Source organism: Thalassotalea sp. G20_0, assembly GCF_017744175.1.
Classification (GTDB): domain Bacteria; phylum Pseudomonadota; class Gammaproteobacteria; order Pseudomonadales; family Endozoicomonadaceae; genus Endozoicomonas.
Map to the genome: position 1 here is coordinate 102,918 of NZ_JAGHQV010000016.1, position 15,713 is coordinate 118,630.

Genomic DNA, 15,713 nt, shown 5'->3' on the forward strand with positions numbered 1-15,713 from the left:
CGGGAGACTGACCGAGAATAGACAGCCCTACTGCGGTGGCAGCAAATTGGTCTAAAAATCCGCTTTTGTTCGGCAAATAGCCCCGCTATTCACCTCACAAAACCGAATTTTTATCCTCAATTTTCTGCCATCCTCGCTATGGGCGCTATTCTCGGTCAGCCTCCTGGTGGGCGCAGGCTGACAGAATGCCAAAACAGGTATTATAAGGCTGAGAGCCAACAGCACCCAAATATTGATTGAATTCAGTGGCGTCAGGCTTCCCTTTTTATCCCCAAACGGGACATCAACCAGCCAATGGTTGTACCCTGAATCAACAGTGAGAAAAGAATAACGGCAAGCGTCATTTCTATGATCATGCGCTTTTCAGGCATGGAGTCCGGAATCGATAGCATCAGGGCAACAGGCACAACCCCTCTCAATCCGCCCCAGAACATCACCTTCATTGAATGGCTGTCCACTTGATTACTCAATGGCATCAGGTTGCTGACGGGCAGCAACAGATATACCACCAGAAAGCGCGCCATAAGAACGGCGACAATGGCAACGATTAACGTGGGGTAGATCGTACCGAGCCGCTCAATATTCCGCAGCAGGAAGTCCTCACTTAACCCTAACAGCAGGAAAATAAAGCTATTGGCTACAAATGCCATAAACTCCCAGTAAGGATCCAGGTGACGCAATGTCATAAAGTCAGCCATGGCCCGACGGCCATAGCTGCGAGTGACAATCCCGGCAGCGATAACCGACATGACACCGGACGTTTCAAAGACATGGTCAGCAATAATAAAGCTGGTAAAAGCCAGGATAGTTGTCAGAGCAATATGTACATAAGGCATCCCCCGGGACAACCTGAGTAGTACCAGCATGGCTGCCCCCATGGCCGCACCCACAAAAATCCCACCAAAGAAAACCCTGAAGAACTCGATAAAGGCAGCAAAAGCCGTGCTACCGGACAGCCCTGTACCCGATTGGATAATCGAAAGCACAATGCCAAACATAACGATCGCGGTTGCATCGTTAAACAAACTCTCTGCATCCATCAGCAGAGACATCCGTTCAGGCGCTTTCACCTCTTTAAAAAGCGCAATCACGGCCACTGGATCCGTTGCCGAAATCAGCGCACCAAACAGCAGCGCGCCCGCCAGCGTCAGAGACGTCAACTCACCCAGAACCACACCGAGAACCAGGGTAGACAAAATCACTCCCACAATGGCCAGCATCAATACAGGCACCAGCTCTTTCATCAGGGCGGAAAACTTTATATTAATGGCCGCCTCAAACACCAGTACGGGGAGCAAAACGTACATAATCAGGTCATGAGTCAGGGAAAGACGGAGCAAAGGTGCCAGTATTTCAGAATATTCAGCCGCTATCCCCAGGGCCATACCGATCACAACCAGCCCAATAGTATAGGGAAAACGCAGCTTTTTAAGCAGGATTGCCGAAATAGCCGCCAATAAAAACAGGCCGCAAAAGATCAGCATAGGGATGGCGAGACCAGCGTCAGAGTGTGTTACCGACATTTCCTGTTCCGTTAATAAATAAATGCCGAAATGAAGAGGGATCATAAACTCGGCATTTCAGGCCATGGGTACAATTCACCCGTGGCCATATTGACCGGTCAGTCCATATCTCGACATACATCAGGGATGGCGAGGTGAGAAGTAATACCAGAGATAGCGGAGGGCAACATAAAGTACGATCACCGTCGCCACCAAAAGTTCAAAACCGGCCAGACTGTTAATAACATCACAAACTTTTTGATAGCCCTGTTGATGAAGTATATCTGCCAGCTTAAACAACGCTGTAGCCCCAATTACCATCGGAAATGTGAAAGCAGCATATCCTGGCGAAAACGGCAGACGCAGTAAGCGAACAAACGCAACATAGACCAGACTCGTCATAAAAATAGCCAATGGCAGCAGGACCGCAACCAGTAAGTAATTCGGCTGGTCAGTTATCGACAGGTAGCCCGCCAGAGAAAGGCTCGCCGGTGCCGCCATAATGGCAAACGTGGGCAGTGCAGCATCAGGAATTTTCTCTCTGAAAATCAAACGATACAACATCAATGGCAGCTTTATAAAGTAGCAGCATAGTCCAAAAACAAACAACGTAAAGACAAGTTCCTCATGCCCCATACCCTTGCTGGTCACTGCCGCGACAATAATGCCAACGGGCGGCACAAACCAGCTTGGAACCATTTGGTGCAAATGAAAATCAATGAATCTGTGAGCCGTAAAACTGATAAACAAAAGCAGATGAGCAATAACAGCCAACAGCCAGAGTCCTCTGGCAAAAGCAGGCGCTACCATCAACAAAGATTGCGCAATGACCATGCTGGCCATGGCACAGGTTGGCATCACGCTGCTCACTACAGGGTGAGCCAGATCCTCCCGAAACAAATCGGGATTGCTCACAAATTTCAGAATAATGGCCAAAACCAGCAGGCTGGCCACCAGCGCCGAAGACAACTTGAACCACCCGGCGAAGTCAGGCAACACCAGAGCCCAGACAGCTCCCAGACTGGCAATACCCAAAGCCAGACCTCCCAGCGGAGTCGGTACATTCCTGAAACGGACACTCAAAGCCATTTTACGCATTGGCAAGCCATCCTTTAACTGACTAACAACTGCCACTTGCACTCATCTCCAGAAACCAGTTGGAATAAAGATATAACCCAACAAAAAATAAGGAAAGTCAAACTTATGGATAGTGAGATTAACCCGGATATGCCATAAACTGCCCCGAATCTCGCGCGGGACTTTGTCGCTCTGAGGGATTTTGTGAAGGAGCGCCGTACCGGGGAGTACGGTCGACTGAGCAAAACTCCCTTAGAGCGGCAAAGGACAAGCGAGAGCGGGGGCATGTTTATGAAATATCCGGGTTAAGTTTTACTTATACTTTTTTGCAGTAGCACCACCCTGGCAAAACACAAAATGGTAAACATTAAGAGCCTTGAGCAGACTGAATGGATATTACGGGAGCCCCGATCAGGCACCCGTATGCTTTTTGAGCTTCATCATATTGGTCAGTATTTACGACAAAGACATCTGAAGATGGAGCTTAACCAGACTGGGGCGATCAGGAGCATGGTGAGCTCCATTGGCATCAGCTGCCTTTCGGAACCCTGCATTGCAAACGAGCTGGTACAGGGCGATTTGGTACAACTTACCGAGAATCCCTGACATACCCGACGCCATGAGAAAAGCCTGCCTACAGAGCTTCGATAGGCTGATGTATCTGATATTGAGTTTAAATTCAGTGCGCAACCTCTCCGGAATATTATTCTGTAGGAAGAGTTCCAAGTCGGCGAGCAACTGCTGCCTTTGGCTGCAATCGTAATCAGCTATAAGTAGCTGGCCATATGGAATCATATATTTCTGGCTACTTGGGCAGGTGCTATGCGAGGCACAACGGAGGGAGCATAGCCGTAGCTATGTGACCGGAGTTGTAACGAAGCAGAGTGCCTGAACAAGGAGTCAGAAATATATGATTCCATATGGTTAGCTACTTAACAACGAACTGAAGTTGCCCCCTGTTGTTGCCAGACATTGACAACCCGCACACACGTGTATTCAAAGAAAACAGAGGTCTAACAAAACCCATTAATTCTCTCTTCATGTCATTTATATTTGTCCTTTCTGAGTTTATGGGTAACATACCCTGTGATTGCGATGGCGTGGTTCCAGAATTGATATTTTGCATAATTAATTCCTTTAACGTGAACTTGATGTTAGGATTCCTGGAAATTCGATATCGGAACACAAACCCTTTAACCTCTGAGAATCAAACATCAACTGCTTAACGCTTGATGGCCAATTGTAAAATTGGATAAATGATGGCGACCCCATTAAACTGTAGTCATTTAATTGCACCTGAAAGAACTCTCCATTCTTTCTCCTTAACTCTTTAATCCCGTCCCTGAGAATGTCCGGATTATCTTCATACCCTTCATGCATACTACAAAACAAACCACCCTCAACAGTGGTGCAGAGCATTTCCCCTCCACGTCGAATAAATTCCGCGAGCACAGGGCCTAAATACCCTTGGGGATATGCTGAAACCAATAAACAACTACTGCAATCCTCAGGCAGGCACTTGTTAATATCTTTTGGGAACTCAGCTTGTTCAACAGGTAAAAATCGAGTTAATGGTTCACGATCATAGCATTTAACATTAACTCCACCCATCAAACCAAAACATTTTTCAAGGAATGCTTGCCCCGAACCAATACTGATAACTGTTTTTGGAAAAGCGTCTTGATAAGCACTTTCGCATAAACAGAGCATAACATTTAGAAATCTTACTGGATTTAAACGACCGCAACCGGGAACAGCTACATAAGGAAATATTATATTGAAACCCTCAACATTATTCTGAACAAGTTCACATAAAGCCAATTTTGACATATTTTTCTGTTCTTCCGAATCATCAGAATGAGATACGGAATACAAATCTAAAGGTCTAGCCGCAGCACCGTGAGTCTGCGGATCACCAGGGCAATACCCTCTTTTGGCACTGTTTGCAATAAAAGTAGATGCCGCTGTTTTTAACGCTTCCCGGGAGGGAGGCTCGAGGGCTGAGTTATCGGTGGATGGCCTTTTCAGGGATTTGAGTGAATTTGCACTATTGATTGCAACGGCACTGACTTTATGCGTGTCAACATTTGCATTTGCCTTTTGGGAAGTTTCCGACAGAATCGGAACTGTAGTTTGAAATTTTAAACTTATCGTTGCATCAGAAGAAGCAGATTGAACATCGTGACTCCCTGATACAGCCTTTTGTGCCATTGCTTCTTCATAAGACGATGGTTGATCAGCAGCAGTAGCAGCAGCAGTAACAGTAACAGGAGAAGATACTGGAGAAGAGGAGGATGAAATCATAAGCATAACCTTATATTTCTCAAACCTGGACAGTTTCAGACAACAAAAAATCAGATATGTTCATGCTTAATTTCAGATTTTAAGAAGCTGTGGTTTTTCAAGTTTTCCAGCATTATCAGCGTGAGCCTCAGGGCGCTAGAATCGGCTGTACGGACATTCATTAAATCACTAATCCGCGCTTCTTGATGCTTTTTACCATACCTATTTAACCGATTAGACTGGATTATAACAATGACGCCTGATTGTATAAAAAAATGATTATCGGAAACCAAAACCAATAGTACCGGAATCGCATTAGTTTTGATTTTCTGCAATACCTTCTGTCAGAAATGAATAATAGAGAAGGTAACTCATGTCCGGATACAAGACACTCATCGCAAGACTCGAGAGTTTGGAGGATCCACGTAATGAACAGATAGTATACCCACTCACAGAGGTCCTGTTCATTGTCTACGCCAGCATTCTCAGTGGTTATACAACCTGGAAAGGCATGGAAGATTTTGCTCGTTTTAATGCTGATTGGTTTCGTCAGTTTTTTCACTATACATGGGGTTTCCCTTCACATTATACGATTAGAAACGTATGTATGCTCGTTGATCCTGATGCACTTACCCGTGTTTTCATTGACTGGATGAAGGATATTGTTGCCGCTATCAATGCGAAAAAAATGGGGCCTCCCAGTGAATCTGATGATCATGTTATTGCCCTGGATGGCAAGGCTTTAAGAGGTTCTCTCCCTAAAAAAGGGGATAAGATGCTGCATATCGTCAGTGCCTACAGCTCTGAGCTAAGCCTGGTTTTAGGCTTGGAGCCTGTAGAGACTAAGTCCAATGAAATAAAGGCGATTCCAAAGATACTGGACACACTCATGCTGGAAGGTGCATTGATCAGCATTGATGCCATTGGTTGTCAAAAATCAATTTGAAAAAAAATCCTCGAAAAGAAAGCAGACTACCTGCTGTGTGTAAAAAAAAATCAGAAGACATTATTTGATAATAGTGAAGCTGTTTTTCAGGAGTATATTACCGAGAATCCTGTTGATCCAGATGAGAAAACAGGCCTTTTTGCCGAAACCATAGAGAAAAACCGGGGTAGAAAGGAGCACCGTCGTTGCTGGGTATTCGACGATATTCGTCGTATTGACCCTAAGTCGGAATGGCCGGAACTCAAGCAGCTTATAGTAGTGGTTCAGAGAGATCGGACAGTAGACCTTAAACAATCGACAGAGTTACATTACTACATTTCAAGCAGGGTAAATGAAGCCAGGTCAGCATTGGCATCAATCCGTAACCACTGGAGTATAGAGAACGGTCAACACTTGCGGCTTGATATTAGCTTTGGTGAAGATGCATCCAAAATTCACGAGCGGACAGCGACCCGAAATGTGGCTACACTTCGACGCTGTTGCTTTAATGCTCACAAATTAAGCGATTACTACTCAAAAGAAAGCATGAATCGCAGAATAGAACTTGCGGGACTTAATAGAAACTACCGAACAAAATTGATACTGGAGCACTCTTTTTTGACTTAAATCGGCATATATAGTTTTCGGGAGACAAATCCAGTTTTAAAAATCTGCCTGTTTTGAAATGGGCGGCTTCATTGTCGCTAAAATCTGCAGGTTTTCAATGAAAACCTTGGGTATTGAGAAAGCGAAGAAATACGGACGTTCATATGATAGCAAAATAAGCAGGTCAGAAAGTTAAGTTTTGTATTTTACGAATGATCGTACATCTGGTTCTATCGCCCTGGCGTGAGCCTCCCGACATCTGGAGGCTGTTCGGGAATTTGAAATTTAAAACCGGACGGGCCAGGAGGCTTCTGTGTAAGTCAAATTGTTATAAACTGGCCGTAGCCTGTTAAGTCAGAAGCCCCCCGCTTTAGTTGGAAGAGCATGCCACTTTAGCCAGATCGACGTAATGACGTTTTCATGTAGATTCCAGGCCACATCCATGATCAGGCGTACCATCACAGGAGGACTAAGCACATTGATTCCCAAAAATGTTGCCCAAACTGTCAGCCAAAGATTGAAATATCCAAATCCTGTTCTATTTTTATCACTCCAATTCATTAAAAATCAGCCTGCTCGATAAAAACATGGAACCTTCTAATGCCCTAAAAGCATTGACCCTCAGTACTCTTGTATTTGTTTTGACTGGCTGCACTCACGGCGAGAGGTTTAAAAAAGTGATTCCCCCCTTTCAGGACAATCTGCAAGCCAGATTTAAAGTTCAGGACAATCTGCAAGCCAGATTTAAAGACCAACATAGTACTTACGAGCCATTGTCCGATTCAGATAAGAATGACCAGACAATTAAGAAAGAGATATTAAAGCGCTTTCAAGAGATTTCAAAAGCTAAAGTAATCCAACTTTCAGATAATGACAAAAAATTACGCCCCATTGGCGTAGGCATGCAAACCATTTTCGAACAGACACTCTTAAAGCTAATGGAAGAAAGATCCGTCACCAGGGTGATGGTATTATTTCATACGAAAGCCCCTGCAACCCCGCTGGTTACTCTCGAGAATACAGCCCCCCCTGAAGCCATGTCCAAACAAATGCAAGGTGACAGTGCACGGGCGAAAACCATTAGCGACAGAACTGTCACCGTCAGGAACCTGGCCAAATCCGACCCTGAAAAAGTGACCCTGTACATAGCCTACCCTAAGAGCGGTATGCAGATCAGAGACACCAATCAGCAGGCAACTTATCATAAAGAACTGGCCAAAGAACAGAACAAATGCCTGAAAGATCTCCCATTGTCACATGGAAGTATGCCCGATAATTTAGTAGGAGCTTCTTACATCATGACCGGCACTGATGCAGACAAGGATAGCCAACCGCTCTATTTTGGTCTCAGAGCAGTCCAGGCTATAGATGGTAGTGAAAAAAAAATGACCTGGACATTCTGGCTGGGAGAACTTAACAGCGCGGAGATTCAGCCCCACTATCAGGAGGTAAAATCCTATTTGCAAAGTGGTACAGCAACGGATCTGAAGCTGCCGTAATTCAAAGGGATAGTTCAAAGGTATATTAATAAGACCCCGGCGAGACAATACGAAGTGTATTGATGCCGGGGTATGTTTTGTTGTCGGTTTACCAATAAGGTAACTACATACCTTCACGTTGCCCAGAATCCCCAGAACATAAACCATTAAATGACAATCTGGAAAGATACAATAAGTTGGCAATTAGTTATCCATAAGGATACGAAGTTTGGACACCGTTCAAAAAGCATTTGGAAATCGTCTACGGGAACTCAGACAGGAGCAATGCCTCACGCAGGAGGAGCTATCTCACCGTGCAGGGCTTAATCGTACCTATATTGGCGATATTGAACGAGGCGAGAAGAATCTGACTCTGGCCAGTATAGAAAAACTGGCCAGGGTATTGGGGGTAAAAATAAGGGACTTTTTTGACTGGGAGTATCTGTTTTCCAATATTCTCACCATCAATATCCAAACTGAATCACACCAAAATCCAGTGCTTCATTCTGGTCGTGGAGGTTGGCATTAGAGTAGTGGAACCACCCGGCAGATACCTCGTACTGCACCTGACCGCCAAAGCGGGAACCAATCATGGTACGGATTTCAAACTGTGTATGGCCGCCCATATTGATGGGAGACTTCAGTTTTTTCTCGATATCTTTTTTTGATTGGTAACTGAGGCCCACACCGGCATCCACAAACAGGCGCATTGAGTCTGATGTGTTATGTTCCAGGCGAAAGACCGGAGAAAAGCTGATGGCATAAACATTAGCCGCCCCATCCGGGCTGGGCTGATCTTCCGGCCCGAGGCGACTGATCCAGAAATTGATGGCCAGATCAGAGTAACCGGTTAAACGCCAGGTATCAGAATCTTCCAGCCAGGCCTTGTTCCAGTCCCAGCGCACGCTGGCCCGGTAATCATCCAGTTCTTCATTTGCCACCACTTGCACCAGTTCTGCCACATTAACGATCTCTGCCGCAGAGACTGACGCAAACTTCTGTTCATAAAAAAGCCGGGTATTCTGGCAGGTCAGAGGCAGCTCATTAAAGAAGCTGCCATTAATCTGGCTCTCCCGGAAAATCAGTGAATGCAAACGGTTAAACAACTCCGAATGCACCGGCTCCGGAGCCTTCCAGAACTGATCCAGAGAACATTGCGAAGTCAGATGGCGAATATCATAAAACGCCCGGCCGGTTACTTTTACCGGCAGGTCATGGAGTAATGCTGAGATCCCCACCGTACTGTTAACCGTAACCACTCCCAGAGCATGGTGATACAACAAAGGCAATGGAACATCATGGCAATAGATGATTCGCCCAACCGCACCATAGCGCAGTGCCAGCTGTTGAATCAGCTGTTGGTAATCAGTGTATCCCCGGTCCATCGGATGATGCTTTAACACCAGAAAGTCCCTGTGGTCGGCATGGCCTGCAAAGAGGCGATCACCTCTTCGATAAAGGACTCAACAGAGGGATAATCCGAGTGGTAAAGCATCTGAGAGTCATCATGAACCTGTAGGGCCACCAAAAAGAAACGGCCACTCAGCTTTCCGGTTAACGTCTGGTGAATTCGCTGGTCACGCCACTTGCTCAGACATTTACGACCAAACCCTAGAATCCATTTCGCACCTTCCACAACCGGAGAAAAAGCCCGGTGATGCTGGTAGTCAACAAACCGCTGACGCTGGAACCAGGCAGCCCAGTAATAGAATGCTGCATACCTCACCCGCCGCCCCATGGATGGTGGCATGGCTATTTCAGCATTCAGTCGTTGGCTGGAAGCCGAAGCCAGGCCCATTAGGGAAAAATCCAGGCTCGACAGGTCATTTACCCCGCCACGTTCCAGGGTAATGGTGTCTGGCCGAAGGTATCCTTCCTCAAAGACCATAAACCGCACATTCATACGTTCGCAGACTGGTTTGGCCAGCCGGTGGTACAGGCGGCAATCCCCCATCAGAAAAACAGTCTGAATCTGATGTTCCAGCAGATAGCTTTCCAGAAACTCTGGCCACTGTTCTAAAGTGTCGATGTAATCAACACAGTGGTCAGCACCGCTGTATAAACGGTCGCCACCATTAAAATTAATCTTGTGTGTGTATACCCATGGTCAGAAAACTCCCGGGCCAGCTCACGGAAAAATGGCCCCAGAGGCCCCTGAAGAAAGAGTACCGATGCTATTTGCATTAACATCCCTCAGCTACGGATCGCTTCCAGCAAAAACTGCACTTTTCGGCATTTTCGCCCAAGCCAGCCCTTATCCATCACTTGTTTACCAGCCAGAACCCGTTGTCGAGCCAGCGCCTTTACCACCCGCTCCGGCGTGGTGAACCGCCGGGTCTGCCAGTGCACATAACGTGGATATTCACACAAGGCCAGATACACCAGTTCCGCCAGATTGCGGGAATGCTGCCGACGACGATCAATAGTACTCCCCGCCATATGATCATGGGTCAACCCCCAGCCGGCATAAAACGGCATGCCCCAGCAATGCACGGTTTTATTCTGAAGCAGCGCCTCAAAACCGGCCCGGGAAGTCATCACATGGAGTTCATCACACTGGCTGATGCAATCAAAAATATCACAGTCCGTCACCACCCGATCCACCAACTTCCGGTAAAGGCTTTCGCCCCCAAACCAGCAGGCCGCTGTTTCCGGTATCCTTCGCTAACCGCTTTTGTAACGCCCGATGATGGCGCACAAACACCACTTCACCCGCCAGCCCGGCAGCAAACTCTTTAACAAAGGCTCGCTTCCAAAGGCTAAAGCCCAATGCGTAGAGCCGATCAACTTGAGGATTTTGATACTGACGTTGAAGCGCAATCAGCTCGACAACATCTTCCAGTTCACAGGGCTCACCGGTTTCCGGGTCAATATACCGGGTATATAGCAGACAGGCCGCCGCAAACAGACTGGCCAGTGAATGCTTCTGAACGCGACGCTCACACCCTCCCCGGTCATCAGTCAGCCCCCAACCACTGTAGAAAGGCACACCAAAACAGACCACCGGCTTGTTATGCAGTAACGCTTCAAACCCGAGCTGGGAGGTCACCACATACACCTTGTCAAAGTGCGGGAACAGTGATTGGGCATTCACCTTATCCGCCAGCACCTTAACCCTTGTATCCGTCACGCCCTTTATATGGCCATGCTCAAACGGGAAGTAGCCCTGCTTGGTACCCAGCACCACATCCGGATGAACCTTAACCCACACTTCCGCTTCCGGGTTCTCCTGCAAGGCAGCAACCAACATTGCAGTAAAAGTTTCTGCATTGGCCATCCCACAAGAAACAGAACAATCACCATTTATCCACGATCAGGGAAAAACGACGATCCCCCAAAGCCGGATGACCAAGATAACTGATAAAACCATCTTCCAGCCGCCAGAAGGGTAATTGCAGCCGTTCGGCCAATGCGCTGGTTTTGCCAGTATTGGCTTTCATACCCCAACCAAGCACAGCATCCGGTTCACGAAGACCAGGCCATCGGTTCCATGGCCGATGCAGGCAAACACTTCCCTGAAGCAAAGGCTTCAATTCAGGGGCTCGAACAATACCAGCAGAAAGACACAGGAAATGGCTCAAGGTTATCTCTACTCACCTTCGATCAGGGCTAAAAGCAAACGACTGTATCAGCCTTTATCCCCGGGCCCAATCCGCAGATTCCCGCAGACAACCAGAAAGAAATAAAGAGCAATGATGCGAGGGCAAGAATGAAACGGGTCATCTTGTTTAGCACCCGTTCGGTAAAACCCTAAATACACACCGGAGAATACACTGTACAGTGCACGCTAACGTCTATCTCACCGACACAAAGCGAATCTCACCCTGATGAAAAAATCGATCAGCTTATCCTTGCTGTTACTTTCCAGCACACTCACCCAGGCAGACATTGCCGGCGCAAAGGCCGGACTGGATTACTGGCACACCAACGATCACGGCAAAGGAGGCTCCGCGTATGCCCAGATCGAGCACCCGGTGCCTCTGGTACCCAACGCTGCCCTGCGTGCCACTACGCTTGAGGGTGAAGCGGATGGTATGAACAATGTAGACGCGTACGGCTACTACGAAATCCTGGATAACGACCTGGTCTCCATCGACCTGGGCGCAGGCCTGCACCATATCAATGGCAGTCGTTACTACGACGAAACCCTGCCCATGGCGGTTGCCGATGCCGAATGGTTCCCGGGCAGTCAGGTTTCTTACTACAGCAAACTGAACTACGCCAGAAACTCCGATGCCACCGTAACCGACATCAGTGCCGGTGCCCGCTTCCAGTTGCTGCCCGCCATTTATCTCCAGGCCGGTTATCGCCATTATGAGATGGAGACGGATAATGCTGGAGGGCATTCAGACACCATTAAAGGATTCACCGCAGGGCTCCATATCGATATGTAATATTTGCCAGCAAAAATGCTAGCGACATGCTAGCATTTTGGATTAAACACTCGTTTAAGGAGGCAATATCCATGGCAACCCTGACCATCCGAAACCTGCCAGACGAACTGATCGAACGATTGAAAGCCAGCGCCAAAGCGGGCAACCGTTCCATGGAGCAAGAAGTGCGGGAACTGCTTGAAGCCCGCTATCAACAAAAGTCTGACCTGATTAACGCCATTAAAAACAGCTGGAAAGAACTGCCGGAAACCCCGGCCAAAGACATGGACACCTGGCGACAGGAAGGCCGACCATGACCCGCGCCGTTATCGACACCATGGTCTTTGCCTATGCACTGTTTAATGAGCCTTTGCACCGGCAGGACGCCCTGGCCGTACTGGCAAAAACCGAATACATTCATGTGCCTGACCTGTTCCGGGCTGAGTTCTGTAATGTTGCCTGGCAATGGATAACCCATCAGCAGTTAAGCCTGCATCAGGCCATACAGGCAACCGAACGAGCTGAAGCCCTGATCACATCGGTAACCAGCAGTGAGCGGTTATGGTTCAAAGCACTGGAACTGGCCACTTACACAAAACATCCGGCTTACAATGCGTTATTTGTGGTATTGGCAGAAACATTAGATTGCCCGTTAGTCACCTGGGATAAAAAACTGCTGCGCAATTTTCCAGACATTGCCATGACTCCTGAAAGGCTGTTAAAGCCTTGAAAAGCTAAAACCCCCTTTAAGGATAACCATGAATATTCGTCCGGCCCGAATCATAAAAATGATTGGAGAACGTGGTACAGCGTTTTTTCGTCGTAAGCCGATGGTGCCCCCCCATCTCCCCCCTACTTCCACCAGTTCGCTATTTTTACATCATCCGATGTGAGGTTCATAGGCAACAGGTGTTCAACATTGGCACCTTCCCCCTGTGTCAGCATAGTTGTCGATATCCAGTAATCCGCTATCGAGGTAACGGACCAGATACTTCCATTGATTCTGCGCGCAGGTCAGCGCCTTGCCCGGCAGGCTTTTCGGGGGTATTTTCGGTGCTGCCTGTCCAGCCACTGTTTCAGTTTATCCATGATGTGACGGCTGGATCGGCAAGATTTTTCCTTGACTTTATTCCCCCCCGGTTTTCTCTTTCTTTTTTCCAGCAATATTATGGACGAATTTCACTATCTGACGTACTATTTAAAAAAAAGATACGCCAAGGTAATCATCATGCACAAACTCACGCTTCGGGTAGAAAACGAACTGGTCAACAATGCGAAAAAATACGCGGCACAACATGGCAAATCGTTGTCGCAACTGGTGGCTGACTATTTTGCAGACCTAACCCGTCATGGGACGGAAGACGAACCATTACCACCATTAACCCAAAGCCTGAAAGGGTTGCTGGCCGATGGCCCGACGGATGATGCAGAAAAGGACTACAAAAAACATCTGGAAGACAAATATCTATGAAAATCCTGGTGGATACCAACGTTATTCTTGATGTCCTGTTCGAACGGGAACCCTTTGTGGCTCACTCATCATCCATTATGGGCAAAGTGGAGCGCAGAACACTCAATGGCATACTCTGCGCCACAACCCTGACCACCATTCACTACCTCACCTGCAAAACCATCGGCAAAGCCAAAGGCAGTGCCGCCATTAAAAAATTGTTACAGATTTATCAGGTAGCACCGGTGGATTACACCATATTAATGCATGCCCTTGACAGTGGATTTAACGATTTTGAAGATGCCGTACTGTATGCTGCCGCGATACAAGCCGGAGCCGAAGCCATCATCACCCGCAACGCCAAAGACTTTCGGTTAGCCGAAATCCCGGTATTCACACCGGAAGAATTTATGGTTAATAAGGTGGCAATGTTGAACAGTTAAAGCGTTACAACGCTTTTTTTAACGCTTAAACCTTCAACGCTGTAACAGAATCGCACCAGCGATTTTTAATCTGATCCAAAAAGGTCGCGGGTAAAGACTTTATCCAACACATCAGCCAGTTCATCCACCAGCCGGTTGGAGACAATCACATCGGCGGACTGTTTGAACCCATCCAGGTCGCTAATCACCCGTGAATTAAAAAACTCCGCTTCATCCAGCACCGGTTCATACACCACCACCTCAACACCCTTGGCCTTGATGCGATTCATAATGCCCTGGATGGACGATGCCCGGAAGTTATCAGAACCGGCCTTCACAGAGAAAAAACTGAACCAGGCCTTGGCTTCAATTGCCGTATCGGGAAGATTTTTCCTTGACTTCATTCAAGAATCAAAACCTGCCACCGGTTTTCTGGTTTTCTTTTGGTTTGGGAGGCTTGGCAGCGAGGAGAGTCATTCATGCTGTCCCTTTACTCTGGAGTGCTGGCTTGGAAGAGCGGTTCATAATGATAATCAGTATCCTCTTTTCCAGAGGCTTTTCCTGCGGCTTTTCCTGCGGCTGTTCTGGGTTAACCGAGACATACTCACCATCAGCATGTCGAAGAACCATATTACCCTCGATATTTGAGAAAACATAACCGCTGTTTGGCTCCAAGACGTGTTTTTCAGTAGTCCCCTCAACAGCAAGTATCCCTTTTCCCAAGGATTGTCCCGCAAACTTCGCTGTTTCTAATCTTCCCCCCGTGTAATAAGGAGCATTATTTTTAATAACTGAATCGTCATTCATCAACATCACAAGGCTATAGTTCCCCTTATGACGATGCCATAACCCTCCCTTTAAACCCTTATTGGAAATATAATGCCGACCTATCCCCAAATGGAGTACTTCCATAGACTGCTTCTCGGATGAGAACTGCCTGGCCAAAAACTCAACACCTTTTATTGCCAGTTCAATCAAAGCTTCATTACTGGTAACTAATTGATGTACAAAGTTTTCCCGATCAATAATTTGACAGTGTTGGTCAAACTTTACATTTACTTTCCCTGGAACAGGAATCAAATTAACAACATATTGTGAACCAAAATATCCTAATGACCCTTCTGGGGAGACCCTGTGTAACCAAGATAGATTACAAGATGATTGATCAACAAAATAACGACTGTCTTTATCAATAGTCTTGTTGGCATCTTGCAAAATATTCTGAGCAAAAACTTCGCGTACAGCTCGGAATGTATTCCCGAATTTAATATCCACCGTTGCAGTTGAAGCAAGCTCCTCACTCGTTAAGGGAGCGACCATTGTTTGCTGTGAATAATTAGGCGAAATCATTTTAAGTAGTGCTTGTCCGAAAACCCATCAGCCCTTGAAAACAGCAGTCTGTGACCCAACTTAATCATTGAAGATTTCCACTGACAGGCTGTTGTCTCACTCATGCGCCAAACCATCAAGCCACAAATGCAGTTAGGCGAGGTCGATATCTCTGCCATCACCTTCAACCCCAAATCCAGGGACGACATACCCCGCCTCTTGCGGGCTTTTCAGCATATCTGGGTCACCCCGGAGCTGAGAGAGCAGG

At 47.1% G+C, this 15,713-nt stretch carries 18 protein-coding genes and 4 pseudogenes; 10 read left to right on the forward strand and 12 right to left on the reverse strand.

The window, feature by feature from the left end; genetic code table 11:
• Positions 1-251: 251 nt before the first annotated feature.
• Together J7438_RS11850 and J7438_RS11855 are read right to left on the reverse strand one after the other, a co-directional pair.
• Entirely contained in the window at positions 252-1,568 is a 1,317-nt protein-coding gene (locus J7438_RS11850) for a cation:proton antiporter (RefSeq protein WP_209200485.1), read from the reverse strand.
• A gap of 75 nt (positions 1,569-1,643) precedes the next feature.
• Positions 1,644-2,591: a TDT family transporter gene (locus J7438_RS11855; protein ID WP_209276711.1), complete on the reverse strand. Its 948-nt coding sequence runs from the start codon at positions 2,589-2,591 to the stop codon at positions 1,644-1,646.
• Positions 2,592-2,897: 306 nt separating this feature from the next.
• Here J7438_RS11855 and J7438_RS28265 point away from each other — a divergent pair, with 306 nt between their 5' ends.
• A complete protein-coding gene (locus J7438_RS28265) occupies positions 2,898-3,185 on the forward strand; it encodes a LysR substrate-binding domain-containing protein (protein WP_353620126.1) in 288 nt (95 codons plus the stop codon).
• 531 nt (positions 3,186-3,716) lie between these two features.
• Here the strand turns inward: J7438_RS28265 and J7438_RS11865 are convergent.
• Positions 3,717-4,883: a hypothetical protein gene (locus J7438_RS11865; RefSeq protein ID WP_209276694.1), complete on the reverse strand. Its 1,167-nt coding sequence runs from the start codon at positions 4,881-4,883 to the stop codon at positions 3,717-3,719.
• A 352-nt stretch (positions 4,884-5,235) separates the two neighbouring features.
• Here J7438_RS11865 and J7438_RS27685 point away from each other — a divergent pair.
• Positions 5,236-6,414: pseudogene (locus J7438_RS27685) on the forward strand (ISAs1 family transposase).
• A gap of 333 nt (positions 6,415-6,747) precedes the next feature.
• Here J7438_RS27685 and J7438_RS11880 read toward each other — a convergent pair.
• Entirely contained in the window at positions 6,748-6,954 is a 207-nt protein-coding gene (locus J7438_RS11880; protein WP_209276696.1) for a hypothetical protein, read from the reverse strand.
• Positions 6,955-7,070: 116 nt separating this feature from the next.
• On the opposite strand from J7438_RS11880, the gene J7438_RS11885 reads away from it, so the two are divergent.
• Positions 7,071-7,892 carry a hypothetical protein gene (locus tag J7438_RS11885; RefSeq protein WP_209276697.1) on the forward strand — a complete coding sequence of 274 codons (822 nt, stop codon included), beginning with the start codon at positions 7,071-7,073 and terminating at the stop codon, positions 7,890-7,892.
• Between the two features lie 208 nt (positions 7,893-8,100).
• Positions 8,101-8,400, forward strand: a complete 300-nt coding sequence (locus J7438_RS11890) for a helix-turn-helix domain-containing protein (RefSeq protein ID WP_209276698.1) — start codon at positions 8,101-8,103, stop codon at positions 8,398-8,400.
• On the opposite strand, the gene J7438_RS11895 is transcribed toward J7438_RS11890, so the two are convergent.
• From J7438_RS11895 to J7438_RS11915, 5 genes and pseudogenes are all read right to left on the reverse strand, one after another.
• Positions 8,336-8,989 (reverse strand): acyloxyacyl hydrolase, encoded by a 654-nt coding sequence (locus tag J7438_RS11895; RefSeq protein WP_353620127.1) that lies wholly within the window; start codon positions 8,987-8,989, stop codon positions 8,336-8,338. The genes J7438_RS11890 and J7438_RS11895 overlap by 65 nt on opposite strands.
• Positions 8,978-9,825: pseudogene (locus J7438_RS11900) on the reverse strand (capsular biosynthesis protein); the annotation flags it as partial. The gene J7438_RS11895 and the pseudogene J7438_RS11900, both read right to left, overlap by 12 nt.
• A gap of 239 nt (positions 9,826-10,064) precedes the next feature.
• Positions 10,065-10,463 (reverse strand): capsular polysaccharide export protein, LipB/KpsS family, encoded by a 399-nt coding sequence (locus tag J7438_RS11905; protein WP_209276701.1) that lies wholly within the window; start codon positions 10,461-10,463, stop codon positions 10,065-10,067.
• A complete protein-coding gene (locus tag J7438_RS11910) occupies positions 10,450-11,148 on the reverse strand; it encodes a capsular polysaccharide export protein, LipB/KpsS family (protein ID WP_209276702.1) in 699 nt (232 codons plus the stop codon). The genes J7438_RS11905 and J7438_RS11910 overlap by 14 nt, the downstream gene beginning before the upstream one ends.
• A 19-nt stretch (positions 11,149-11,167) precedes the next feature.
• Positions 11,168-11,452, reverse strand: coding sequence for a hypothetical protein (locus J7438_RS11915; RefSeq protein ID WP_209276703.1), 285 nt, complete (start codon positions 11,450-11,452; stop codon positions 11,168-11,170).
• A gap of 246 nt (positions 11,453-11,698) precedes the next feature.
• Between J7438_RS11915 and J7438_RS11920 the strand changes: the two genes are divergently transcribed.
• From J7438_RS11920 to J7438_RS11930, 3 genes are all read left to right on the forward strand, one after another.
• Positions 11,699-12,265, forward strand: coding sequence for a TIGR04219 family outer membrane beta-barrel protein (locus J7438_RS11920; protein ID WP_209276704.1), 567 nt, complete (start codon positions 11,699-11,701; stop codon positions 12,263-12,265).
• 71 nt (positions 12,266-12,336) lie between these two features.
• Complete coding sequence (locus J7438_RS11925; RefSeq protein ID WP_209200474.1) at positions 12,337-12,561, forward strand: FitA-like ribbon-helix-helix domain-containing protein; 225 nt, start codon at positions 12,337-12,339, stop codon at positions 12,559-12,561.
• Positions 12,558-12,974 carry a type II toxin-antitoxin system VapC family toxin gene (locus tag J7438_RS11930; RefSeq protein ID WP_209276705.1) on the forward strand — a complete coding sequence of 139 codons (417 nt, stop codon included), beginning with the start codon at positions 12,558-12,560 and terminating at the stop codon, positions 12,972-12,974. Before J7438_RS11925 ends, J7438_RS11930 begins: the two co-directional genes overlap by 4 nt.
• Before the next feature lie 183 nt (positions 12,975-13,157).
• Here the strand turns inward: J7438_RS11930 and J7438_RS28270 are convergent, their stop codons facing one another.
• The gene (locus tag J7438_RS28270; protein WP_209200472.1) at positions 13,158-13,316 is read right to left on the reverse strand and encodes an IS66 family transposase; all 159 of its coding nucleotides are present in this window, start codon (positions 13,314-13,316) and stop codon (positions 13,158-13,160) included.
• A gap of 156 nt (positions 13,317-13,472) precedes the next feature.
• Here J7438_RS28270 and J7438_RS11940 point away from each other — a divergent pair, with 156 nt between their 5' ends.
• Together J7438_RS11940 and J7438_RS11945 are read left to right on the forward strand one after the other, a co-directional pair.
• Positions 13,473-13,715 (forward strand): DUF6364 family protein, encoded by a 243-nt coding sequence (locus J7438_RS11940; RefSeq protein WP_209200471.1) that lies wholly within the window; start codon positions 13,473-13,475, stop codon positions 13,713-13,715.
• Positions 13,712-14,137, forward strand: coding sequence for a type II toxin-antitoxin system VapC family toxin (locus tag J7438_RS11945; protein ID WP_209276706.1), 426 nt, complete (start codon positions 13,712-13,714; stop codon positions 14,135-14,137). Before J7438_RS11940 ends, J7438_RS11945 begins: the two co-directional genes overlap by 4 nt.
• 65 nt (positions 14,138-14,202) lie before the next feature.
• Here the strand turns inward: J7438_RS11945 and J7438_RS11950 are convergent.
• Positions 14,203-14,454 (reverse strand): annotated as a pseudogene (locus J7438_RS11950) (UDP binding domain-containing protein); the annotation flags it as partial.
• Positions 14,455-14,593: 139 nt separating this feature from the next.
• A complete protein-coding gene (locus J7438_RS11955) occupies positions 14,594-15,466 on the reverse strand; it encodes a hypothetical protein (protein ID WP_209276707.1) in 873 nt (290 codons plus the stop codon).
• Positions 15,467-15,568: 102 nt separating this feature from the next.
• Here J7438_RS11955 and J7438_RS27690 point away from each other — a divergent pair.
• Positions 15,569-15,713: pseudogene (locus J7438_RS27690) on the forward strand (ISNCY family transposase); the annotation flags it as partial.

Coding starts and splice junctions, on each gene's coding strand:
- J7438_RS11940 (WP_209200471.1), top strand. CDS start 13,473: ATGCACAAACTCACGCTTCGGGTAGAAAACGAACTGGTCAACAATGCG.
- J7438_RS11945 (WP_209276706.1), top strand. CDS start 13,712: ATGAAAATCCTGGTGGATACCAACGTTATTCTTGATGTCCTGTTCGAA.
- J7438_RS11855 (WP_209276711.1), bottom strand. CDS start 2,591: ATGGCTTTGAGTGTCCGTTTCAGGAATGTACCGACTCCGCTGGGAGGT.
- J7438_RS11955 (WP_209276707.1), bottom strand. CDS start 15,466: ATGATTTCGCCTAATTATTCACAGCAAACAATGGTCGCTCCCTTAACG.
- J7438_RS11865 (WP_209276694.1), bottom strand. CDS start 4,883: ATGATTTCATCCTCCTCTTCTCCAGTATCTTCTCCTGTTACTGTTACT.
- J7438_RS11910 (WP_209276702.1), bottom strand. CDS start 11,148: ATGGCCAATGCAGAAACTTTTACTGCAATGTTGGTTGCTGCCTTGCAG.
- J7438_RS11920 (WP_209276704.1), top strand. CDS start 11,699: ATGAAAAAATCGATCAGCTTATCCTTGCTGTTACTTTCCAGCACACTC.
- J7438_RS11925 (WP_209200474.1), top strand. CDS start 12,337: ATGGCAACCCTGACCATCCGAAACCTGCCAGACGAACTGATCGAACGA.
- J7438_RS11850 (WP_209200485.1), bottom strand. CDS start 1,568: ATGATCCCTCTTCATTTCGGCATTTATTTATTAACGGAACAGGAAATG.
- J7438_RS11930 (WP_209276705.1), top strand. CDS start 12,558: ATGACCCGCGCCGTTATCGACACCATGGTCTTTGCCTATGCACTGTTT.
- J7438_RS11880 (WP_209276696.1), bottom strand. CDS start 6,954: ATGAATTGGAGTGATAAAAATAGAACAGGATTTGGATATTTCAATCTT.